Consider the following 21,656-nt stretch of genomic DNA (forward strand, 5'->3'; position numbering starts at 1 on the left):
GTGAATCACCGGCGATTCTTCGCCCACGGTGAGCCGTCGGCCTGGCGTCAGGGGCGTTCGAATGAATCAGCCAATCAACCTCAGCCGACTCGGGTTTGCCGACAGAAGTCAGCCGGAGCAAACCTATTCACGCGAGACGGCAACCGCTTTCGTCATCCGCCAGGTCGAATCCACTGGAGCGGCCACTCGGTATGATTTCGACATCGAGCGGATCGTCACCACGGCGCATGCCATGGTGAACGACTGGGATCTGCACAGCATGCAACCGGAGGCGTTCTGGCGCATCGCCTCCAGTTTCATCAGGCAGTAATCCGAATCCGGCCGTGCCGCAGGCCGACTCGTCAGGTCCACGGCACGCAGATAGGGGCCCCGCGAGGGGCCCCTTGTCCGTGTGTGCGGAGCTTCCGTCCGCCGCTGGGGACAGCGCGGAACTCAGTCGAGCTCCGCAGCAATCCGCGCCAGCTCTTTGCGGGAGCGCTCCGGCGGCTCCGCCTGGACGCTCAGCTGATCCATGACCTGACGGTAGAGCTCCAGATCCTGGCGGCGATCCAGATACAGCGCGCTGGTCAACTGCTCGAGGTAGACGATATCGGGGAGTTCGGCCTCGGCGAAGCGGAGCATGGTGAACGAACTGCCCGCAGCCGCATGGCCACCCGCCGCGTAGGGCAGCACCTGAATGGTCACATTGGGCAATTTGGACATGTCGATGAGATGCTCGATCTGGCCGCGGAGCACGCCGGGGCCGCCGACGGGGCGATGCAGCACCGCCTCGTCCAGCACGGCCCAGAAGCTCGGTGCGCCGTCGCGGGTGAGTAGCTCCTGGCGACGCCGGCGCAGCGAGACGCGGCGTTCTCCATCCGCATCGTGCCCGAGGGCGACGATCGAGCGAGCGTAGTCCGGGGTCTGCAGCAGACCCGGGACCAGCTGACCCTCATAGGTACGAATGGATTTCGCCGCGTGCTCGAGGCCCAGGTAGGTTTCGAACCAGGGCGGCAGCAGGTCGCTGTAGCGATGCCACCATCCCGGCTGATTCGCCTTGCGAACCAGTTCGAGGAACTGCTCGCGCTCACCGGGATCGTCAACGCCGTACAGCGCCAACAGATCCCGGATATCGCGCTCCTTGAATCCGGTCCGCCCGAGTTCCAGCCGACTGATCTTGGCGTGAGACCCGCGGATGTGGTCACCCGCAGCTTCGCGCGTAATACCGCTGAGTTCCCTCAGCTTCCGTAGCTGGCTGCCGACCGCGATACGCAGTGCAGTCGGGCCACGTTCGGCGACAGCGGAATCCGCCCGATCGTGGGCAACAGGTTCTGCGATCATGGGGTCCACTCCGATGCTCGGGTTTGCCGGCAGTGGACTCACAACCGTCTGTCGCGAACCACCGCGCCGATTGCCAATGCTACCGCTCAGCGCGCGAGGTCGTCGAATTCTCCACTCTTCGCGCCGCGCAGGAACGCGTCGATCTCGGGCCGCGTGTACACGATCAGCGAGCCCTCGGGGTCACGGGAGTTGCGCACGGCCACCTGCCCGTCGGCCATGGGAGCCATCTCCACGCAGTTCCCACTGGGATTGCTGAAGGTGCTCTTGCGCCACAACAGGTTCGAGCGATCGATGGGGGTTGCCGAGATGTCCGTCATTTCAGACTCCTTGCCAGTACCGCCCGCAGACGGTGGTCCCAGTACTTGCAAATGTTCGGTCAGGTGTACTTACAGTTGCAACCGCAAGCACGACGATAGCACGCAGATTGCCAGCTATCGATGCCCTCGGAGCGGCACATCCTTTGCAACACAACAGGTTTGATCTTGGTTCACCGAAAGGACCGGCGAAGTTGCGAAGGATTTCAGACAATCCCGGCTAGTTGGTCCCGTTCGTCCGATTGCTCCGGTACCAGTTGTCCGAAAAGTCACGTGACACCGGAATCGCGCGGGGACAGGGGATTCGAGCGTGCAGATGTGCTTGCATCTGCACGATCCGAGCTCCTAAACTCGGTGGATCATCCCCTAATCGGCCAGAGGCATCCTATGACGCAGATGCTCGTCCGTCCCACCGATGTCGCGGCGCGCAACGATATTCCCGGTGATTGTGCGGTCGAACCGCGCACCCTCACCTATCGTCAGGCCCGCGCCATTCTGCGCGCGCACGATCAACACTTCGCGTGCCGGCAGTATCTGGCGGCCATAGCCTATCTGTCCGCGGACAACGACGTGGACTGAGCGCGCGCACTATTGCTTTCGCGCGTCCGCGCCCGATGACCGATCAGAGCACGACTTCCCTTGCGCGGCACCATGTCCGGCGGGTACCCCGGAGATGGACATGCCATCACGTGGAAGAGTGCCGCGATGTTTCTCACTGCCGCCCACGAGCTGCTGACGCAGCTTCAGCACGCACAGATCTTCAACCCGACCCCGGAGACGCCGCCGGTAGCCGACAAGCTGCTGCGGCTGGTCCGCTATTTCACCTGGTTCGTCCTGCTCTCCGGAGTGCTGGCCATCACCTATGCGGGTGGCCGCTTCGCCTGGGAGAAGTGGAGCGGTGGCGGGGTGCAGGCTCCCAAACAGGTCGCGGGTGCGCTCATCGGCGGCATTCTGGCGACGAGCGCGGGCACCATCATGAACGCCGTGATCGGGCAATAATTTCTGCCAAGCGGGGTTGTCTCAGACGAAACCGACCCGTCGGATTTGAAACGGGCGTGATCGGGTCGGTCCAGCCCCTTCAGGCCGTCGCGGCCACCTCGCCGGCGGACTCGGCCCCGGCCGCGCCGACCAGTTCCTCGAAGCGCGCCACCACCTTCCGGTGGTACATGCCGAACAGATCCTCGAACAGCGCCAGCTGCGCCTGACTCGGCCCGCTGTCGGACTCCCACACCGCGACCAGCGCCCGCCACACCAGCACATGCAGATCCGGTGAGACCGCGAAATAGGCCTCGACCGCCTCCGGCACCTCCAGCACCATCTCGCCGATGGAATTGAGCACCGCGCGCTGCACCGTGTGCCCGAGCGCGGTGAGCAGCCGGCGCAGCAGCCCGAGCTCGATGCTCAGCATGCGGTGCGGATCCGGGTCCGCACCGCGCGCAAGGGTTTCCAGTACGTCGATCTCGTCCTTGAGGACCGCCGGATCGAGGGCACGCTCGCCGCCGGTGTAGGCCAGCAGCGCCTCGAGCGCGATGCCGCGTTCCTCGTCGACGATATTGCCGAACATGTCCACGGCGATCTCCGGGTCCGGCATGGACAGCCGGAACAGCCGGCGGTACACATCCACGCCGCCCTCGGCGCGCACATCCCGGATGACGAATCCCTTGCCGCGGTACGCGTCCACGAACCCGTAGGATTCGAGGCGGCCCAGAATCAATTGCGCCGTAGCACGATTCAGGTCGAATTCGTCAGCGACCTGGCGGACGGACGGCATCAGACCACCGGGCTCGTACTCCCCGGATGCCACACGGCGTGCCAACTCGTCGGCAACGTCGGCGACGACCGTCCGGTCTCCCATCGTGTCACCTCTCCATAAATCCTCGACTACGTCCCAGACAGTCTAGGTGGTTGTTCGATCAACCGCACAAGTCTCGGACTCGCAAGAGAAAGCACCGGACTGTTCAGTATCTTTACGAAATCCATACGGCATGGGGTTCCGATTCATACAGTTTTCCGCCCTACGCTCCGAGCGTGGTTTCACCGATCGACGTAGCCAAACGACTCGTGCTCGGACGCCCGTTTCGCAGCGATCGGCTCGGGGAGACCCTGCTGCCCAAGCGGCTCGCGTTGCCCATTTTCGCCAGTGACCCGCTGTCGTCGGTCGCTTACGCCACGCAGGAGATCCTGCTCATTCTGACCCTGGGCGGGCTGGCCTACCTCCATCTGACCCCGGTGGTGGCCGCGGGCGTGGTGGTGCTGCTGGCGGTGGTCGCGCTGTCGTATCGGCAGGTGGTGCAGGCGTATCCGTCCGGCGGCGGCTCCTACGAGGTGGTGGCCGAGAACCTGGGGGCACTGCCCGGCCTGGTCGTGGCGGCGGCGCTGCTGGTCGACTATGTCATGACCGTCGCGGTATCGGTGGCCGCCGGAGTGGACAACATCATTTCCGCCATTCCGGATCTGAATCCGTACCGGGTGGCCGTCAATCTCGCATTCATCGTTTTCCTGACCGCGATGAATCTGCGTGGCGTCCGGGAATCCGGGCGGGCCTTCGCGATTCCCACCTACGGATTCATTCTCGGCGTGTTCGCGCTCATCGCGGTGGGGCTGGGCCAGACACTGCTCGGGCACACGCCGGTGGCGGAGAGCGCGCACTATCAGATTCACGCCGAGCAGGTCGGCCTCTCGACCGCGGGGGTGGCGTTCCTGCTGTTGCGGGCGTTCTCCTCCGGATGTACCGCGCTGACCGGCGCCGAGGCCATCTCGAACGGGGTGCCCGCGTTCCGGAAGCCCAAGGCGCTCAATGCCGCCCGCACCATGACCGCCATGGGCGTCATCGCCATCGTCATGTTCTCGGGCGTCACGGCGCTGGCCATGATCACCAAGACCCGGGTGGTCGAAAATGCCTGCGATCTCATCGGATTCGAGGGCGACTGCCGGACCGACGCGCAGAAGACCGTCATCGCACAGATCTCGGCGGCGGTGTTCGGCGGGCACAGCATCGCCTTCTACTACCTGATGGTGACCACGGCGCTGATCCTGATCCTGGCCGCCAACACCGCCTACAACGGCTTCCCGCTGCTGAATTCGATTCTGGCGCAGCGGCGCTACATGCCGAGGCAGCTGCACACCCGCGGCGACCGGCTCGCCTTCTCCAACGGCATCATTCTGCTGGCGGTGGTGGCCGGCGGACTGATCTACGCCTTCGACGGGTCGACCACGCGGCTCATCCAGCTCTACATCATGGGTGTGTTCACCTCCTTCACCCTGTGCCAGACGGGCATGGTCAGGCATTGGAACAAGGAGCTGAACACCGTCGAGGGCCGGGGCGAACGCCTGCGAATCCACCGGGCGCGCTTCATCAATGCCTTCGGCGCCTGCTTCACCGGGGTGGTGCTGGTGGTCGTCATGATCACCAAATTCACCCATGGCGCGTACCTGGTGGTCATCGCCATGCCGGTGCTGGTGGCGATCATGTGGCTGATCCACCGGCACTACTCGTCGGTGCGGGCCGAACTGGAGATCGACCGGGACGATCTGGAGACGCTGCCGGGGCGGGTGCACGCACTGGTGCTGGTGTCGGGCTGGCACAAGGCGACCCAGCGCGCCGTCCAGTTCGCACGCGCCACCAGGCCCGACACCTTGACCGCGGTGACCGTGAACGTGGACGACGCCGATACCCGCGACCTCGCCCGGGACTGGGAGTCCCACCAGGTCGGGATTCCACTGAAGGTCATCGAATCGCCGTACCGCGAAATCACCCGGCCGGTACTGGAAGAGATCAAACGCCAGCGGAAGTCGCGGCCGCGCGATGTGGTGAGCGTGTTCATCCCCGAGTACGTCGTGGGGCGCTGGTGGGAGAACCTGCTGCACAACCAGAGTTCGCTGCGGCTCAAGGCGCGATTGCTGTTCGAGCCCGGCGTGATGGTGACCAGTGTGCCCTGGCAGCTGCGATCCTCGCGCGCCCGGGCCATGCCGCGGGAGGAGCACACGCCCGGTGAGATCCGGCGCGGTATCACCGGATCCGGCGACGCGGCCTGAGCGCTAACGCGCGAGCAGCTGGGAGACCGTGACGAAGCGGTAGCCCTGATCCTTCAGCGCCCGGGCGATGCGGGGAATGGCGGCGAGCGAGGGCGCGCCGGTCGCATACATGGCGTGCAGCAGGATGATCGAGCCCGGGCGCACCTTCGACAGGGTCTCCGCCACGATCTGGTCGGTGGTCGGCGCCTTGCCGGAGTCGGGCTCGACGTCCCAGGTGACCGTGGTGCGATCGTGGCGGGACAGGTACCAGGGCAGGGCGAAGAGCTTCTTGCCATTGGGCGGCCGGAACGTGATCGGGCCCCGGTAGCCGGTTTTCGCGATCTCGGCGTCGGTGCGCTCCACCTCGTCGCGCACGAAGCCGGGGGTCACGAAGATCATGCGCTGATGGTGGTAGGTGTGATTGCCGATCTCATTGCCGGAGGCCGCGATGGCCCGGCCCTGGTCGGGACGGGCGGCCAGTTCGCCGCCGATGAGGTAGAAGGTGGCCGGAATACCCGCGTCGGCAAGGGTTTTCAGGATCTCGGGGGTGCGCTCGCCGGGGCCGTCGTCGAGGGTGAGGGCGACGATCTTGGCGGTGGTGTCGACGCGCGACACGATGCGGCCGGCCACCTGGTAGGTGCGCGAGTTCATCAGGGTGTACAGCCCGACGGAGATCAGGGCCAGCACCACCAGCGTGAGCGCGCCGCCGATGAGCAGCCTGCGTTTCATCCCGTTCCTAAGCCTCGTTCTCGCCCCCCGCGCGCTCGAGGCTACCCGCCCAGCGCTCCGACCACCGCCAAACCCGTTCCAGGGCATCGCCCAATTCCACTCCGGCAGTGGTCAATTCGTAGGACTTGTCCGGCTTCTTGTCCACCACACCGGCTTCCACCAGCCGCTGCAGTCGCACCGACAGCATGCTCGACGAGCAATTGCCCATGCGCCGGCGCAGTTCCAGGAAGCCGAGCGCACCGGGCTCGAGTTCCCAGATCACACGCAACATCCAGCGCTGGCCGAGCAGGTCCATGACGGCCAGCAGCGGGGTGGCCGAGGCGTCGGCGCGGCTGTTGGCGGGGGGTGGCTGACTTGCGCTTCTCATTTCGAAGTATCAATCTAATGCTTCTGGATTAGAAGCAATACAGTGGATGGAGGTCGCTGATGGCGACAACGGATACCCAGCGCATCGTCCTGATCACCGGAGCCTCCCGCGGCATCGGCGCGGAAACCGCGCGGGTGCTGGCCGCCCGCGGCGACCACGTGGTCATCAACTACCGGGAGAAGCGCAAACGCGCGGAGACCCTGGCCGCCGAGATTGCCGCCGCGGGCGGCAGCGCGTCGGTGGCGGGAGCGGATATCGCCGACCCGGACAGCGCGCGGGCCCTCATCGACGGGGTGGTCGCCGAGTTCGGCCGGTTGGATGTGCTGGTGCTCAACGCCTCCGGCGGATTGGAACGCGACGCCGCCCCCGGCTACGCCATGCTCCTCAACCGCGACGCCCAGACTCGCCTGACCCGGCTCGCGCTGCCGCATCTCCCCGCGGGCGGTCGCATCGTCTTCGTCACCAGCCACCAGGCCCACTTCTCCCCCACCCACGAGGTCCCGCCCGGCTACGAGCCCATCGCCGCGAGCAAGCGCGCCGGCGAGGACGCCCTGCGCGCCATGACCGGCGAATTCACCAGCCGCGGTGTCGGTTTCACCGTGGTATCCGGCGACATGATCGACGGCACCATCATCGTGCGCCTGCTCGAACGCCGGGACCCCGATGCCGTCACCGCACGGCGCGACCAGGGCGACCTGCCGACCGTCGAGGACTTCGCCACCGCCGTCGCCGACGCCACCATCCTCGAAACCCCACCCGGCCACACGGTGTACGTCGGCGGCCGGGACTACCTGTCCGAGGCGGTCAGCGCACAGGCGACCTCGGAAGGCTGACTCTTCGGCTGTGCCTCGGCGCGGCGATCCGCCCGCGCCCGAGGCGGCGCAGCAGGCCGGCATGTTCGGAGGGACGAGGTGGCAGGCGCTGGAGCATGGCCGGCGACAGGCGAGGGTCGGGTTCCGGCTGGCCGAATGATTGCGTGTCGTGGCGAGACTCGCCGAATGGGGGTGCGAAGTCGACTCGCACAGCACAATCCGCTGGCCGGGCCGACGCGGCGGTGACAGCATCGACCGATGCCGCATTGGATCGAGGTACTTCCTACCTTCACACTCGCCTGTTTGATTCTGGCCGCACTGCCGGGTCCAGCCACCGCGCTGTTTCTGCAGCGGTCGGTCCGGGACGGCCGGGCCGCCGGGCTGGCGGCGGTGGCGGGCAATGAGATCGGCATCTTCGGCTGGACGCTGGCGGGCGGCGCGGGACTGTCGGCGCTGCTGGTGGCCAACCGGGTGCTGAATGTGGGCATTCACCTGCTGGGGGCGGTCGTGCTGGTGTGGCTCGGCATCCAGGCCTGGCGCGGATCGCGGGGCGACGACGCCTTCGGCGCCGCGTTGACCTCGGCCCTGCCGGGCGGCCGCACCCCGGCCTCCGCCTTCCGGGCATCGCTGATCTCCATCGCCGCCAACCCGAAGGCCGCGGTCTTCGGCCTGACGATCCTCCCCCAATTCCTACCTTCGAGCGGCCCGGTCCTCCCCACGGTCCTGATCCTGGCCGTCATCCAGCTCGCCATCGACACCACCTGGTGCATCGGCGTCGTCCTCGCCGCCGACCGCGCCGGAGCCTGGCTGCGCCGCACCGGAATCCGCCGCCGCATCGAGCGCACCCTCGCCGCCATCCTCGTCGGCCTGGGCCTGGGCCTCGCCGCCGACGCCCGCTGAACACGGACTCCGCACCTCTTCGACGCCGGCGCTTCGGACACGACCTCGTGGCGCCACGAAGCGGACCGCCGCAGCAGGCGGTGGAATCGGGCTGCACCGATACGAATTCCTCCGCATCGAACGCATCCCGGCCGCCGTGCTCGTGGATGCGTCTCGGGCCGTCATACAGTGCCCGCCGAACGGAGCGCCGCACTCTCTGTTCGGTCTTGTTCGAGGGCGTGTCGAAACGAGTGGTCGGGAAGTGGGGGTGCGCGGCATTCGATGAGGCTTGCGCGCGTAAGTGCGGCATCCGGTGGAGGCCAGGGGGTACGACGCGGTGGTGTTCGGCGTGGCAGGAGGTGGCGTGCAGGACGACCATGGTGGTACCGGCGGGTGCGGATCGGGCACTGAGCGGAGGTGGTGTGGTCATGGTGAACGACGTGGAGAAGCGGTGGAATGATCCGTCGATGTTGCGGCATGCGACCACCTATGTGCTGGCCGTGCTCGGCGGGACCGCGGTTGTTGCGGTCGTCGTGCTGGTTTGGGCGGCGGCACGGCCTGCGTGCCTGAATGCGGGGTCGAGCCTGTGTGATAGCACCTCCCGGGTTGTGGTGGGGCTGGTGCCGGGTGGGGTTCTGTTGTTCGGGGGGATCGGGGCGCTGGTGATCGCGTTCCGGGCGTGGCGGGCGGAGCGGGCGTGGCCGATCTGGCAGGGGGCGGCGTGGTTTCTGTTCACGATCATGGTCGTGTACCTGAGCATTGCCGGGACGCAGGGTTAGCGGATCAGATCGGGCAGTGGGTGGCTTCGGCGGAGGTGTCGTGGTGGTCGAAGGGCGTGCCGCGGATACCGACGCGGGCGGCGAGGTAGCGGGCCACCCGGGTGTTGCGGTCCCACATGGGGTCGATGCAGCGGGCGCGGCGGGCCATGCGGGCGCGGGCGCCGGGGAGGTGGTCGTCGAGGGCGCGCAGACGGACCCCGGTGGTGGCGGCCAGGCCCACCAGCTGTGAGAACGGGCGCAGGGGTACCGACTCCAGGGGTGTATCCGCCAGCAAAGTGCGGACCAGGGGTTCGCTGCTGTAGTAGGCCAGCGCACCCAGAAGCGGTGCGGTAGCGGTTATTTGGAGGCGACCGGTCAGTGTGGCCGTGGTGAAGCGACGGGTGGCCGCGCCCACCATGGTGGCCGTCCACCGCGGGGCCACTCCGGCGGTCGCGACCATATAGTCGGCCTGCTCCATGCCTTCGGCGGCGCGGCGGGGAATGAGTTCGTCGGGGACGCCGAAAACGTATGCGATGTAAGCCCAGTAGTGCATGACCGCGTCGAGTTGGCGGGTGGTGCAGCGGCGGCCGTGCACGTGGTCGAAGCACATCGGTGACAGACCGAAGGTGACGGCCGCGCCCATGGTGGTGGCGGTGGAGATGGGATTGCCGTGCTCGGCGAAATGCTCATCGCCCCAGGTTCGCCGGAGCATCGCACGGACATGGGCGTGCATGAGCCGGACTCGGACGGTGTCGTGGAAGATCGGGTTGCGGCGCTCCAGCGCTCGCGGTGCGGTGACGCTGCGGAACCAGACCGAGGATTCGAGATTGCGGCGGTAGGGATCCCGGACGAAACGACCCGTCTGCCCGACCGCGGAGGCGACCTCCGCCCCCACGAAGGTACCCATGAAGTCCTGCACACCCATCGCCATCTTCCCGGCGAGCGACACATTGATCCAGAGCCGGCGGCCGTACTCCCACAGGTCGGGGTCGTACCAGTCCGGTGGATTGTCCAGCAGCGCGAACAGATTCACGAGTTCCGGCAGTGGATCCTCGATGCTGTCGATGCCGTGGGCAAGCGCCTGGTTGAGCATGCGCCGACCGCCCGCGGAGCCGAGCCGCCGGAAGGCCGCCACCAGCGCGTCCATGGGTTCGTCGCCCTGCCACAGGTGGTCGGCCATCATCCGGGCGCGCGGTGTGTCGACGGGCTCGGGCCGCACGTCGATCCACGGACCCAGCATGGCCTTTCGCGGTTCGAACCACAGCTTCGAGGGCACGGCGCGCGGCGGTGGCGGGCGCAGCGGCAGGCCCGGGCGGTAGTAGTAATCGTAGGGATGCGACCGTGTCGCTTCGAGACCCTCGGTCATGGCGTCAAAACCCTGTCAGCTGGCGGAATCTGGTGATCGAGTCGGCACCGCGGTCAGCGCGGACCGGGCAGTAGTGCTTGGGGTCGCCGCGGTGTTCGGCTGCGGGCCACAGCATTTCGGGTGCTTCGGGCGGCGGCAGCCACGCGGGACGTTTCCCGGCCACGCGGCGGCGGGCGGCGTGGATGCGGGGGAAGAAGTATTTGACCGAGTCGGGTGTCACCCGGTTCATGGCCGACAGCGTCCGGCACATCCGGTCGAAGCGGCGCTGGTCACGGGCGGTCCAGGTGAACCCCATGGTGCGGCGGATCTCCGGATCGCACAGGCCGATGGTGACGAACCGGTAGAACTGTCCGCCGGCCGGGCGGATCAGGTGCTCCCACAGTGGTTTCGGTAGCTGTCGCACCAGCGGGAACGGCGGCACCGGCACGGTGTCCACGAGATGGAAGACATCCCGGGCCGCCTTGGTCGGTTCCAGGGTGTCGCGGCACATGTCGCGCCAATAGCGTTGGAAGGCGGGCCAGCTCGGCGGCACCACCCGCATGCTCATGCCGTACAGCTCGTACCAGCGGTAGTGCTCGCGCCAGAGTTGTTCGCGCTCGGCCTCGTTCAGCCCGCCCATGAACAGGTCTGCGGCGCGCAGGTTCTGGACGAAGAACACCGCGTGCGCCCAGTAGAAGGTGCCGGGATCCAGGGCGTGATACCGGCGCCCGCGCGCGTCGACGCCCTTGATGTCGCGGTGGTATCCAACGATCTCGCGGGCGGTGTCGCGGGCGCGGGCGCCGTCGAACACCACCCCGTAGATCGGGTACAGCGAGCGCAGGATCCGCTGATAGAACTCGTCGTGGATCTCGGAGTGGAATTCCACGCCGGCCCCGAGCCCCGGATGCATGTTCTGCACCATGCCGACGAACAGGGCGCTGGGCAGAAAGTACAGGGACCCGAAGATCTTCCAGGTCAGTGTTTCCGGCCCGAGCGGCAACGGATCGCGTCGGAGAGGGTGCGCCGGTTCCTTGCCCTGGTCCGACACCGCACTGTGTGACACCATGTTTCCCACGCTGACACGACTATTTACTCGCATTCAATTCGCATTCCGAATCTCGCCCGAAACGCCATGACATCGAAGCGCCGCACCCCGAAAACGCCCGCGCCACCGCCGCGCCGCACCCCGCAGCAGGAGCGCTCACGCGCCATGGTGGCGCGCATCGTCGACGCCGGGCAGCAGGTGCTGATCACGCACGGCTACGACGGCGCCTCCACCAATCGGATTGCCGCGGCGGCGAATATCAGCCCGGGCTCGCTGTATCAGTACTTCCCGAACAAGGACGCGGTGGTGGCTGCGGTGATCGAACGCTACACCCGCGACGTGGCAGAGCGGGCCCGGGCGCGGGTGCTGTCGAATATCGGCAGACCACCGGAAGTGTCGGTGCCGGAAACCATTTCGTATCTGATGGACGCCCTGGGCAATGACCGTGAGCTGCTGCGCGCAGTGGTCGAGCAGACGCCGCGGCTTGGTGCCGACGGGCCGGTGGTGGCGTTCGAGCAGCAGATCGGCGAGCTGGCCCGGGTGGCGCTGTCCATGCGTCCGTATCCGATTCCGGTCGTGGTGGACGCCGATGCCGCGGCCTGGATGCTGGTGCGCACGGTCGAGCATCTCACCATCCGCTACCTGCTCGACGCTCCACCCATTCCCCGTGAACGGTTCCTGGCCGACATCACGCGGCTGATCCTGAACTTCTTCCGGGAGCCGCCGGTGCGAGCAGAACGCGAGTAATCAAACCGTTTGGTCGACGTGGCGGGCGGCGGGCAGGGCCAGCAGCAGATCCACGGCCTTCGCCGCGCTCTGGGCGGCACTCTCCATCGTGGACGACCAGTCGGTTCGGGTCCAATCCCCCGCCAGCACCAGCGTGGGCACCGAGGTGCGCTGCCCCGGCCGCAGCCCATCGGTGCCGACCACCTGCGAGAACGTGGCCCGCGGCATCGGAACCACCTGCGCGTGCACCACTTTCGCGTCCGCGGCGTCGGGATAGTAGCGCCGCAGCAGCGCCATCTGTTCGTCCACCACCTCGTGGTGCGGCTTGTGGATCTGCTCGTAGGCGCCGCTGGTGGTCAGGCAGTACAGCCAGCCGTCGAGGGTGCCGCGCCCGTGCATGCGCTGCCGATCGAAGACCTCGTCGACGATGCCCGCGCCGCCGATGAGCGCCTCCATGGCGGCCTTGGTGCCGAGTGGGCGGTCCAGGTACAGGTTGGTGCTGACGATCGGGGTGTAGCCGAGTTTGTCGGCGGCCGAATAGATCCGGTCGTGCTCGGGTAGTTCGTCGAGCAGGCCGCCGATGTAGGAGTTGGGCACCGCGCACACCACGGCGTCGGCGGGCTGCACCTCGCCGCCGGCCAGCACCACACCGGTCACCGCGCCGTCCTCGATGCGAATGCGCCGGGCCACCGCCCGGTGTCTCACCTGCACCCCGTGCCGGTCGAACACCCGCTGCGCGCCGGAGACGAACAGGGTGTCGAGGTCGGTGGTGGGATAGCCGATGCTGACGGGCCGCAAATGCCTGACGCCCAACCGGATTCCGGTGGCCAGCACGTCGGCGAACACCTTGGCCGACTCCTGCCGCACCGGTTCGGCGGCGATGCCCAGCGCCAGCCAGTCCCACAGCGCCTCACGCGCGGTGGCGGGCATGCCGAGCCGCCGGAACCACTGATCGGTGGTGAGGTCGGCCAGATCACCGGGCTGACGCAGGCACTGCCACCCCATCCGGAGGGTGGCCGTGGCTGCGCGCAGCCGGTCGCCGGTGCTCGCGTCGGGATGCGCGCCGAACAGGGCACGCAGCGCGGGAAAACCGGTGGTGCCCATGATCGCGGTGCGCCCGCCGGGCCAGCGCAGGACACCCTGCTGCGGGAAGGTCACGTACTGGCGGGTGCCGACACTGGTCAGGTACCGGAACAGATGTTCGTAGCCGCTGGCGATCACGTGCTGGCCGTTGTCGGGGATATCGCGCAGCGGCGCGACCTCCAGCGCGTGGGTACGCCCGCCGAGGCGTCCGCGCCGTTCCAGGAGCGTGACCTGCTTTCCGGCCTCGGCCAGCCAGACCGCCGACGCCAATCCCGCCAGTCCCCCGCCGATGACCACGTAGCGCCGCGGATCGTTCATGTTCGCCCCTCGAACCATAGCCTGCATCAAGAAAGCTACGCCCGCCGTGCCCGGGGCATGCGCGAATTCGGTTACCTCACACAGGGAATGCCGCCGGTATCCATCTGCGACAGATCGGTGGCCTCGGGCGCGTTGGCGCCGGGTGCGGTGGCCGAGACCGGGGCGGGCGGGGTGGTGGAGGTGGCCGGGGTCCTGGTGCGGGTGGCCGAGGTGGCCGGATCGGCCTGGTCGATCGGTACATTCGCGAGAGGTCCGCTGCGGGCGTCGGTGCCGAGGGTGAGCTGGACGGCCTGGGCTTCCACGGCCGCCGATCCGGTGGCGGTGAGCCCGAGTTGGGCCGCGAGGGCGGTGGCGGCGGATTCGGCGCCCGCCCCGTAGGTGAGCGTGGTGGTGTCGCTGGCCGCGCCGGTGGTCGCGGCGCCCTGCGTGAATCCCTGGGTGGCCAGGGCCTGTTCGACCTTGGCGGCCAGGCCGTTCTCGCCGGAGCTGTTCACGACGTTCAGCACGATCCCGGTGGCGTCCCGGATGGCCGTGGTGGTGGGTGCGGGCGTGGTGGTCGTGGTGGTGCCGGAATCGCCCGGGGACAACAGGTTTCGCACGATGCCCTTGATCTCGTCCGGGTCGACGATATTGATCGACTCTCCCGCGTCGTCGGTGCCGAAGTCCTTGACCGGCAGCGTGTACAGCGACAGCCCGTCGTCGAGCAGCGCGGATGCGCGCTGCGCGAACGACAGTGGGTCCAGGCCGCTGTCGATGGCGGTGTTCTGCTTGGCGATATCGAGCAGCGCGCGCAGCTTGGTGGGACTGCTGAGGGTGCCGCCGTCCTGCAGCTGCCGGGCGAGGGACACGATGAAGGCCTGCTGGCGGCGGGTGCGGTCCAGGTCGGTGAACAGCGGCTGATCCGGGTCGCGGCGCTGGCGCACGAAGGCCATGGCCTGCGCGGCGTCGATCTGCTGCTTGCCCTTCTTGAAATTGGCGCCCGAGTAGCTGTCGGAGGTGTCCTCGTTGAGGCACACCGTGATCGGCTGTTCGGCCTCGGCGATCTGGAAGAAGGCGGCGAGGGTGATCTCGACGAAATGGTCGACGGGCACATTGCCCAGGAACTTGCCGACCGTATTGCTCTCGGCGAGGCGGCCGGCGTCGCGGGAGCGCTGATCGAGTTCCAGCGGATCCTTGACCCCGGCAGCGGTGAGCTTGTCCTTGGCCCGGGCGTAGGCGAATCCGTACGCCTGCTTGATCTTTCCCTTGCACGGGGAGGTGGCGCAGGACGCGGGATCGAGGGTGACGTAGTCGTCGCGGGGAATGGAGATGGCGGTGGATTTGGAGCCGTCGCCCGGAATGTGCACCAGGATCAGCACATTCGCATTGAAGCCGCCCTCGCTGTCGTCCCCCGCGTGGAGCGCGTCGTACATGTCCTGGGGCAGTGGATTGCCGTGCTCGTCGAGGCGGCTGTCCAGGCCCATGACGAGGATGTTCTGGGTCTTGCCGGTGGATTTGGGGCCGTCCGGAGTGACACCGGAGATGGTCAGCCCGCTCAATTCCTGATGGTATCTGCGCCAGGCCGCGCCGGTGGCGGTCAGCGCCGCGACTGCCAGCAGGGCCATTGCCACCCGCCCGGCCGCCAGCGCCCGGCGTGTTCGCTCGGGGCGTTCACGAGGGCTGCGGGCGGCGGGCGGGCGGGGTCTGGACCGGCTGGGTCTCGTCGGGCGTAGCGGCACCGTGGCGGGGTCGTACGCAGCCGATTGCCTCCCCCGACGATCTCGAGCATGCGTCATGCCCACCGAGACTAGCCGTTATACGGCGCTGCCCGAGTGCTTGCGGGAGAGCAGGGGGTAGCCCACGCAGACCAGGACACCCCAGACCAGGCCGACCACAAGGGCGCTGCGGCCGTCCTCGGTGAAGAACAACAGGACGACGACCAGGGCCAGGAAGGCCAGGGCGAGCACCGTGGTGACGGGTGCGCCCGGCAGGCGGTAGTCGCTGCCCGGCAGCACGCCCTGCTTGACGCGGAGGCGGTAGAGCAGGTGACAGACCAGGATCACGCCCCACACGAAGATGATGCCCATGGTGGACACCGAGGTGATGTAGCCGAAGGCCTTGTCCGGCGAGAAGTAGTTCACCGCCACGCCGATCACCATGACCGCCGCCGACACCGCGATACCGGCCGCGGGCACCGATCGCCCGCTCAGCGAGCCCAGGGCGGCCGGGGCCTCCTCGCGCTGCGAGAGGCTGCGCAGCATGCGGCCGGTGGAGTAGACGCCGGAGTTGCAGGACGACAGCGCCGCGGTCAGCAGCACGAAATTGATGATGCCGGCCGCGCCCGGAATACCGATCTGCTCGAAGATCTCCACGAACGGGCTGCGGCCCGCGTGGAAGGTGCGCCAGCTCGACACCGACATGATGACCACGAGCGCGCCGACGTAGAACAGGCCGATGCGCAGCGGCAGGCTGTTGATCGCCTTGCGCAGCGTGCGCTTGGGCTCGCGCGCCTCACCCGCGGTGACGCCCACCAATTCCACACCGACGTAGGCGAATACCACGATCTGCAGGGCCAGCAGCGCCTGCCCGAAACCGTTGGGGAACACGCCGCCGTCGTTCCACAGGTTGGTGACGGTCGGGTTGGTGGCGTGGCCGAAGTGGAAGATCAGCACGCCGACGCCGATCACGATCATGGCCACGATGGCGGTCACCTTGATGGCGGAGAACCAGAATTCGCCCTCGCCGAACAGCCGCACCGACACCAGGTTGGCGATGAACATGATGCCCAGCACCACCAGCGCGGTCACCCACTGCGGGATGTCGAACCAGTACTGCACGTACTTGCCGGCCACGGTGATCTCGGCCATGCAGGTGGCCACCCAGACCGCCCAGTAGGTCCAGCCGGTGGCGAAGCCCGCGAAGCGGCCCAGGAACTCATTGGCGTATTCGGCGAAGCTGCCGGTGACGGGCCGGTAGGTGAGCAGTTCGCCCAGGGCTCGCATGATCACGAAGATGGCCAGGCCGGCGGCCAGATAGCAGAGAATGAGCGCCGGGCCGGCCTTCTCGATCGCACCGCCCGCGCCGTAGAACAGGCCGGTGCCGATCGCACCGCCGATGGCGATCATCTGAATGGTGCGCGGCGACAGGCCGCGGGAATATCCCTCGTCGTCCGTGGGTGCGGTACCGGTGTCCGGTAGCTGCCTTTCCGAGGCTGTCAAATGCGGTTCCTCTCGCGTGCGTGCGCCCGGAACCCGCCGTTCGTGATCGGGAGCCACCGGCCGCGCCGAGCCTGCCGGCGGTTTGCCGGGCTCGGTCCAACGGCGTGCCACGCTACCGGAGTGGTATGCGGGGTCACAGTCGCCACCGCATGTGGCGTGCGGTCAGCTGCCCTCGTCGATCAGCTCGAGGCCGGTGACAACCTCGGCCTCGATGCGGATGACGTGATCCATCGGCAGGTTGATCCAGGGATCGAGCAGCGTCTCGTAGCGCTGTACCTGTTCGGGATCCATGATCACCCGTGCAACGCCGGTGACGATCACGCTCCAGCCCTGCCGGGTGTGCTCGTCGAACGAGTCGGCCTCGTACGCCACCACCTGGCCGTCACCCCGCAGCAGGCTGGCGCCCAGATGCGCCCGCACCACCACGACATCCTCTTCGACGATGTGATTGACCGGCCGGATGATCGGAAGTCCCCGGCGCGAGTACACAATTCGCCCGTATTGCGCGCCGGCCAGCCTTTTCAGTGACTCTGCAGCCGAGAGCTCGCGCAGCTTTCGTGCCCCAACGCCACCCATTCCTTCGATTGTGGTCGATCGCTTGCGATTACGCCAATTGCCTTGCCGCATCTCATGGTTCACTCCCAGCATCGGCGCTGAGATGGCACCGCGCCAGCGAACCGCCGGCACCGTGTCGGCGCGGCGGCACCGGTCTTGCTGGTGCACACGCGATCGTCGAGGCCGTCGCATCGGACGACACGGCTGCCGGGCGTTATCCGCCCACCGGGCCCCGGCGACCGGCGCGTGAGATCAGCGCGGAGCTCGGTCGCGTCGAACGGTCCTCGGTCCGGCCACCAGTTCCACGGCGAGCAGAGCGGTGACGGTGACGAGCACTGTCCCGATGAGGACCAGCCCTGTCGGATATCGCCAGAAGGCGAGGACGATCACCGCGACGGCGATGATGCCGCCTCGGAGCGGGCCGCGAAACCGGCCCATGGCGGATTCGATCGCCTGCGGTTCTCGGCCGCTTCGCCGTGACCGCACCGCGGCGAGGGCCCGGTTGTAGCCGTCTCGCACCGCGACCGCGGATCTCGAGGGCCCGCTCAGGAACCCGGCGAGCGCGATCACCACGGCGACCGTGAACACCGCGCGCACGGCGGTCCGCAGTGGCACGAGAAAGGCATCGATCACCGTCGCGGCCGCTTGCGGGGTCATCACCTCGGCGGGCACCGCGTGCAGGTACGCCGATCGCGCGATGCCGATGGCTACCGCCAGTGCCGCCATGGCCAGGGCCAGCGCCACACCCATCCAGGAAATCGCTTGCCGGCGGGCGCCTTTCGGCGCGACCCAGACGGCGCAGGCCGCCAGGAGCACGGTGATCCACGGCAGTACCCGGTCGGTCCGGTCCAGGAACGACACCCACCACCGTGCCTTGACCAGTTCCGGCGAGCGGAACACCACCAATGACCGGTCGATGGCCGGCACCTTCTCGACGAAGGTGAAACCTTGTTCGGTCAGCACGGTCCGTACCCGGTCGATGATCGGCCCGAGCGACACACTCACGGTGCCGTCCTCGCTCATCCCCACTGCCGGATGGGTGTCGCCGGTGAGGACAGCGACAACGCCCTTGTGCGTCTGCCGGTTCGCCTGAATCCACAGGGCTTCGAACTCGTTCGACGCGAGGACGGACGTCGCCGTGTCCCGCACGAAGTCTCGCGCCTGCTTCCCGACCAGCGGGGCCAACCCGACAACCGCGGCGGGCACCCGCGGGTCGTTCTCGGTGATCGCGGTCAGCGCCTGGGCTGTGAGGGCCTCGACGTCGACGCGATCCATGATCGCATCGGTGATCCGGTCGACCAGCTCGCTCTGCAGTGCCGGATCGGTCCCCAGCGGCGTGACGATCCGGAGGTAGCGGCCGGTGTCGAGCACTTCACCGTGGGCGAATCGCGCGAGAACCGAGCCGACTGCCAGGACGGCGACGAGGGCCAGCAGCACGACCATGGCCGTCCAGCGCAGTGCACCGCGGTGTTCGCGCCCGGCCCGCCCACCGGGCCGGTCGCCGGTGCCGGGCACACCACGATGCGCCGCGAGTTCCCGGCGCAATCGCTCGAGCTCCTCGCGTTCGCTCTCGCCCGGTGGGCGATCGGATTCAGCGGCCTCCATGAGAATTTCCGCCTCGGTCCCGCGCTGGTCGATCCCGCGCACGATGGCAGTGGCGATATCGTGCCCTCCCGCGATGGTAGCGATCGCCCCGGCATCACGTCAGCGCATACGGTCGATCAGGTGTCCCATCCATCCCTCGTTCACAGGAATTGATATGACTTGCATTCGCCGCATCTGCTGTGCGAATTCTCCGAGTTCGGGAAGTGATATGCGGACCAGTCGTACGGGGCGATCACAGCGTCGACGGTTTCGTCGGAGCCGTCCCTGAACAACGATCCGTACAGCTTCCTGATCAGGGTATGCCGACCGGACACATGGGCCGCGGAACGGACGGCCAGGAGGGAGCTTCGTACGTCCGATACCGCCCATCGCTGCTTATTCCACTCGGGCACAGGGACTTTCGCGCCGTAGGGCAGTGGCCTCATTCGCCGATCGGCCCACCTCTGCATGCTCGTCTGGGCCGGACTCGCCGCCTGCGGGCGATGACCGGGACCGCGGTCAGGCCGGCGTGTGCTCGATCAATGCGGTGAGCGCGGCGCGCAGGTCGGGGCGGGCCGCGTCGGAATACAGTTCAGCCAGCGCGATCTCGGCCACCATGGCGATGACCAGGAGCGCCACCGCGGGCGGGTCCGCCCAGCCCAGCTGCTCGATATCGGGCGCGATCACCGCGGCGACCAGTTGATTGCGGGCGGTCACCTCGTCGAGCAGATCGGTCTCGGTGCGGGACTGGGCGAAAAAGGCTTTGGTGCCCCGGGTGGCCAGGCAGGCGTCGAGGTAGGCGGCGAGGCCGGTGCGCAGTCGCTCGCGGCCGGGCGCGAGGTCGCCGACGGCGGCGAGGACGCGACCGGTCAGCTCGTCGTGATACCGGCGGTGCAGGGCGACGACATAGCTGCGCCGGTCCGGAAAGTGGTGGTAGAAGGTGCCTTTCGCCATACCGGCGGCCTGGACCACGGCATTGACCGACAGTCCGGCGAGGCCTGTGCGCGCGGCGACCTCCGCCCCGGCGTCGAGCAGGGCGTTGCGGCCCGGTTCCGCGGGTCGGGGCATGGCCGAAATCCTTTCCTGCGCTGTCTCTTCCCCCGAGGGTACACATCGGCTAGCCTATGACCGACCGGTCGGTCATGCGCGGCGCGTAGGGGGCATCGCGAGGCCGACCGGCACGAATCCCCGGGAGTACCCATGCGATCGGCCACCCGCTGCCTCACCGCCGCCGCCCTGTTCGCTGCCGCATTCGCCGTACGCCCGGCCGCTGCCGACGAGCCGGATCCGTCCTACAGCTACTTCGGCGGACTGGCCGCCGAGCTCACCGCGCCCGGGCAGGCCCCACCCGGCGCGAACGACTGGTCCTGCAAACCCGCTGCCGCGCACCCGAATCCGGTGGTGCTGCTGCACGGGCTGTCCAATGACACCGTCACCTGGAACACCCTGTCCGCGGTCCTCGTGAACGCCGGTTACTGCGTGTTCACCACGACCTACGGCACCGGCGCGCTCGGCCCGGTCATGGGCGCCATCACGCCGGTCGAGACCAGCGCCCGGCAGATCTCCGACTTCATCGACCGGGTGCGCGCCGAAACCGGCTCGGACAAGGTCGATCTCGTCGGCCACTCGATGGGCGGCGCGGTGCCGTTCTACGCCCTGAACCACCTCGGCGCCATCCCGAAGATCGACCGCTACGTGGCGCTGGCCGCGCCGCTGCACGGCTCCACGGTCAGCGGCCTCGCGAACCTGCAGCCGCTGCTCGAATCCACGGCACCCGGAGCGGAACTGGCTGCGCAGTGCGGGCCGTGCCAGCTCTCGCCCGGCTCGACGGTCGCCGTCGACCTGAACGCGGACCCGGCCCTCGCACCGGACATCCGGTTCACCACCGTGGTCTCGCGCTACGACGAGATCGCCACCCCCTGGACCACCGGCCTGCTGGACGGGCCCAATGTCGACGACGTGGTGCTGCAGGACCTCTGCCCGACCGACTACACCGAACACTACGAGCTGCCCGCGGATCCGGTCACGGTGCGCGTGGTCCTCAATGCCCTCGACCCCGCACACGCCGCACCCGTCTCCTGCACGATCGTTCTGCCTTTCGCAGGACCGCTGGGTCGATAGCAATCCGCCATTCGAGCCGCCTGCTGCCCATACCCGCCCCGACATCCGCACCCACACGAACGAAGGCCAGCGCATGACCGACTGCGAATCTCTCACTCGCACTAGGCAATTCGCGAAGGACACGACGATGGAGGGCACGCTCGCCGCGCTGCGGGCGGCCCGGGTACGCACGCACGGCGAGCTCGAGGTCGCACTGGCGGCCGGACTCACCACCGCCGCGATCGAGGACCGGATTCTCGATCTCGACGACCAGATCACAGTCATCGCCGAGGCGATCGGGAGTCTGAAACTGCTTGGGAAGCAGGAGTTCTGCCATTGAACCGTATCGGCCGCCTCATCATGGAAGCACGACAAATGTGGTGCACAGGCCCATCACCACGATAATCAACAGTCGACGAGTTCCTGAGCCGTGCGACTGACTTCCTTTCTCTGTTTCGTGCCTGGACCAGGCTTGTTTGGCGTTTCCATGCACTTGATCACCCGGGTGAA

Annotated in this window: 23 protein-coding genes; 10 read left to right on the forward strand and 13 right to left on the reverse strand. The window is 67.7% G+C overall.

Features of this window, described 5'->3' with window-relative positions; genetic code table 11:
- Positions 1-61 precede the first annotated feature (61 nt).
- Entirely contained in the window at positions 62-310 is a 249-nt protein-coding gene (locus ACIRRA_RS36605; protein ID WP_157390198.1) for a hypothetical protein, read from the forward strand.
- 122 nt (positions 311-432) lie between these two features.
- On the opposite strand, the gene ACIRRA_RS36610 is transcribed toward ACIRRA_RS36605, so the two are convergent.
- Both ACIRRA_RS36610 and ACIRRA_RS36615 read right to left on the reverse strand, forming a co-directional pair.
- The gene (locus ACIRRA_RS36610) at positions 433-1,320 is read right to left on the reverse strand and encodes a helix-turn-helix domain-containing protein (protein ID WP_402777888.1); all 888 of its coding nucleotides are present in this window, start codon (positions 1,318-1,320) and stop codon (positions 433-435) included.
- An 86-nt stretch (positions 1,321-1,406) separates the two neighbouring features.
- Positions 1,407-1,637, reverse strand: coding sequence for a DUF397 domain-containing protein (locus tag ACIRRA_RS36615; protein ID WP_357002634.1), 231 nt, complete (start codon positions 1,635-1,637; stop codon positions 1,407-1,409).
- 384 nt (positions 1,638-2,021) lie between these two features.
- Between ACIRRA_RS36615 and ACIRRA_RS36620 the strand changes: the two genes are divergently transcribed.
- Complete coding sequence (locus tag ACIRRA_RS36620; protein WP_402777891.1) at positions 2,022-2,213, forward strand: hypothetical protein; 192 nt, start codon at positions 2,022-2,024, stop codon at positions 2,211-2,213.
- 126 nt (positions 2,214-2,339) lie between these two features.
- Entirely contained in the window at positions 2,340-2,633 is a 294-nt protein-coding gene (locus tag ACIRRA_RS36625; protein ID WP_364616657.1) for a hypothetical protein, read from the forward strand.
- Positions 2,634-2,712: 79 nt separating this feature from the next.
- Here the strand turns inward: ACIRRA_RS36625 and ACIRRA_RS36630 are convergent, their stop codons facing one another.
- On the reverse strand, positions 2,713-3,489 hold the full coding sequence (locus tag ACIRRA_RS36630; protein WP_402777895.1) for a GntR family transcriptional regulator: 777 nt from the start codon (positions 3,487-3,489) through the stop codon (positions 2,713-2,715).
- A gap of 173 nt (positions 3,490-3,662) precedes the next feature.
- On the opposite strand from ACIRRA_RS36630, the gene ACIRRA_RS36635 reads away from it, so the two are divergent.
- Positions 3,663-5,669 (forward strand): APC family permease, encoded by a 2,007-nt coding sequence (locus ACIRRA_RS36635; RefSeq protein ID WP_402777897.1) that lies wholly within the window; start codon positions 3,663-3,665, stop codon positions 5,667-5,669.
- A gap of 3 nt (positions 5,670-5,672) precedes the next feature.
- Here ACIRRA_RS36635 and ACIRRA_RS36640 read toward each other — a convergent pair whose 3' ends face one another.
- Both ACIRRA_RS36640 and ACIRRA_RS36645 read right to left on the reverse strand, forming a co-directional pair.
- The gene (locus ACIRRA_RS36640; RefSeq protein WP_402777900.1) at positions 5,673-6,377 is read right to left on the reverse strand and encodes a polysaccharide deacetylase family protein; all 705 of its coding nucleotides are present in this window, start codon (positions 6,375-6,377) and stop codon (positions 5,673-5,675) included.
- A 7-nt stretch (positions 6,378-6,384) separates the two neighbouring features.
- Positions 6,385-6,744: a winged helix-turn-helix transcriptional regulator gene (locus tag ACIRRA_RS36645; protein ID WP_402777903.1), complete on the reverse strand. Its 360-nt coding sequence runs from the start codon at positions 6,742-6,744 to the stop codon at positions 6,385-6,387.
- 59 nt (positions 6,745-6,803) lie between these two features.
- On the opposite strand from ACIRRA_RS36645, the gene ACIRRA_RS36650 reads away from it, so the two are divergent.
- From ACIRRA_RS36650 to ACIRRA_RS36660, 3 genes are all read left to right on the forward strand, one after another.
- A complete protein-coding gene (locus tag ACIRRA_RS36650; protein WP_402777906.1) occupies positions 6,804-7,577 on the forward strand; it encodes an SDR family oxidoreductase in 774 nt (257 codons plus the stop codon).
- A gap of 237 nt (positions 7,578-7,814) precedes the next feature.
- Positions 7,815-8,456, forward strand: a complete 642-nt coding sequence (locus ACIRRA_RS36655; RefSeq protein ID WP_402777908.1) for a LysE family translocator — start codon at positions 7,815-7,817, stop codon at positions 8,454-8,456.
- 407 nt (positions 8,457-8,863) lie between these two features.
- Positions 8,864-9,214, forward strand: a complete 351-nt coding sequence (locus ACIRRA_RS36660) for a hypothetical protein (protein ID WP_402777910.1) — start codon at positions 8,864-8,866, stop codon at positions 9,212-9,214.
- Positions 9,215-9,218: 4 nt separating this feature from the next.
- Here the strand turns inward: ACIRRA_RS36660 and ACIRRA_RS36665 are convergent, their stop codons facing one another.
- On the reverse strand, positions 9,219-10,559 hold the full coding sequence (locus ACIRRA_RS36665) for an oxygenase MpaB family protein (protein WP_402777913.1): 1,341 nt from the start codon (positions 10,557-10,559) through the stop codon (positions 9,219-9,221).
- A gap of 4 nt (positions 10,560-10,563) precedes the next feature.
- The gene (locus ACIRRA_RS36670) at positions 10,564-11,604 is read right to left on the reverse strand and encodes an oxygenase MpaB family protein (RefSeq protein ID WP_402777916.1); all 1,041 of its coding nucleotides are present in this window, start codon (positions 11,602-11,604) and stop codon (positions 10,564-10,566) included.
- A 66-nt stretch (positions 11,605-11,670) separates the two neighbouring features.
- On the opposite strand from ACIRRA_RS36670, the gene ACIRRA_RS36675 reads away from it, so the two are divergent.
- Positions 11,671-12,330: a TetR/AcrR family transcriptional regulator gene (locus ACIRRA_RS36675; RefSeq protein ID WP_402777919.1), complete on the forward strand. Its 660-nt coding sequence runs from the start codon at positions 11,671-11,673 to the stop codon at positions 12,328-12,330.
- Here ACIRRA_RS36675 and ACIRRA_RS36680 read toward each other — a convergent pair whose 3' ends face one another.
- The 6 genes from ACIRRA_RS36680 to ACIRRA_RS36705 all read right to left on the reverse strand — a co-directional run bounded on the left by ACIRRA_RS36680 (position 12,331) and on the right by ACIRRA_RS36705 (position 20,114).
- Positions 12,331-13,710 (reverse strand): FAD-dependent oxidoreductase, encoded by a 1,380-nt coding sequence (locus ACIRRA_RS36680; protein WP_402777922.1) that lies wholly within the window; start codon positions 13,708-13,710, stop codon positions 12,331-12,333. It lies immediately after the preceding gene.
- A 71-nt stretch (positions 13,711-13,781) separates the two neighbouring features.
- Positions 13,782-15,314: an LCP family protein gene (locus tag ACIRRA_RS36685; RefSeq protein WP_402777925.1), complete on the reverse strand. Its 1,533-nt coding sequence runs from the start codon at positions 15,312-15,314 to the stop codon at positions 13,782-13,784.
- Positions 15,315-15,503: 189 nt separating this feature from the next.
- Positions 15,504-16,907 (reverse strand): amino acid permease, encoded by a 1,404-nt coding sequence (locus tag ACIRRA_RS36690; RefSeq protein WP_402777928.1) that lies wholly within the window; start codon positions 16,905-16,907, stop codon positions 15,504-15,506.
- Between the two features lie 162 nt (positions 16,908-17,069).
- Positions 17,070-17,483 carry a pyridoxamine 5'-phosphate oxidase family protein gene (locus ACIRRA_RS36695; protein ID WP_402777931.1) on the reverse strand — a complete coding sequence of 138 codons (414 nt, stop codon included), beginning with the start codon at positions 17,481-17,483 and terminating at the stop codon, positions 17,070-17,072.
- Positions 17,484-17,714: 231 nt separating this feature from the next.
- Positions 17,715-19,109, reverse strand: coding sequence for a hypothetical protein (locus tag ACIRRA_RS36700; RefSeq protein WP_402777933.1), 1,395 nt, complete (start codon positions 19,107-19,109; stop codon positions 17,715-17,717).
- Positions 19,110-19,565: 456 nt separating this feature from the next.
- A complete protein-coding gene (locus ACIRRA_RS36705; protein WP_402777935.1) occupies positions 19,566-20,114 on the reverse strand; it encodes a TetR/AcrR family transcriptional regulator in 549 nt (182 codons plus the stop codon).
- Positions 20,115-20,246: 132 nt separating this feature from the next.
- On the opposite strand from ACIRRA_RS36705, the gene ACIRRA_RS36710 reads away from it, so the two are divergent.
- On the forward strand, positions 20,247-21,167 hold the full coding sequence (locus tag ACIRRA_RS36710) for an esterase/lipase family protein (protein ID WP_402777939.1): 921 nt from the start codon (positions 20,247-20,249) through the stop codon (positions 21,165-21,167).
- 127 nt (positions 21,168-21,294) lie between these two features.
- Positions 21,295-21,486: a hypothetical protein gene (locus tag ACIRRA_RS36715; RefSeq protein WP_402777942.1), complete on the forward strand. Its 192-nt coding sequence runs from the start codon at positions 21,295-21,297 to the stop codon at positions 21,484-21,486.
- Positions 21,487-21,656: the final 170 nt, after the last annotated feature.

It is taken from the genome of Nocardia sp. NPDC101769 (genome assembly GCF_044766925.1).
Taxonomy (GTDB): domain Bacteria; phylum Actinomycetota; class Actinomycetes; order Mycobacteriales; family Mycobacteriaceae; genus Nocardia.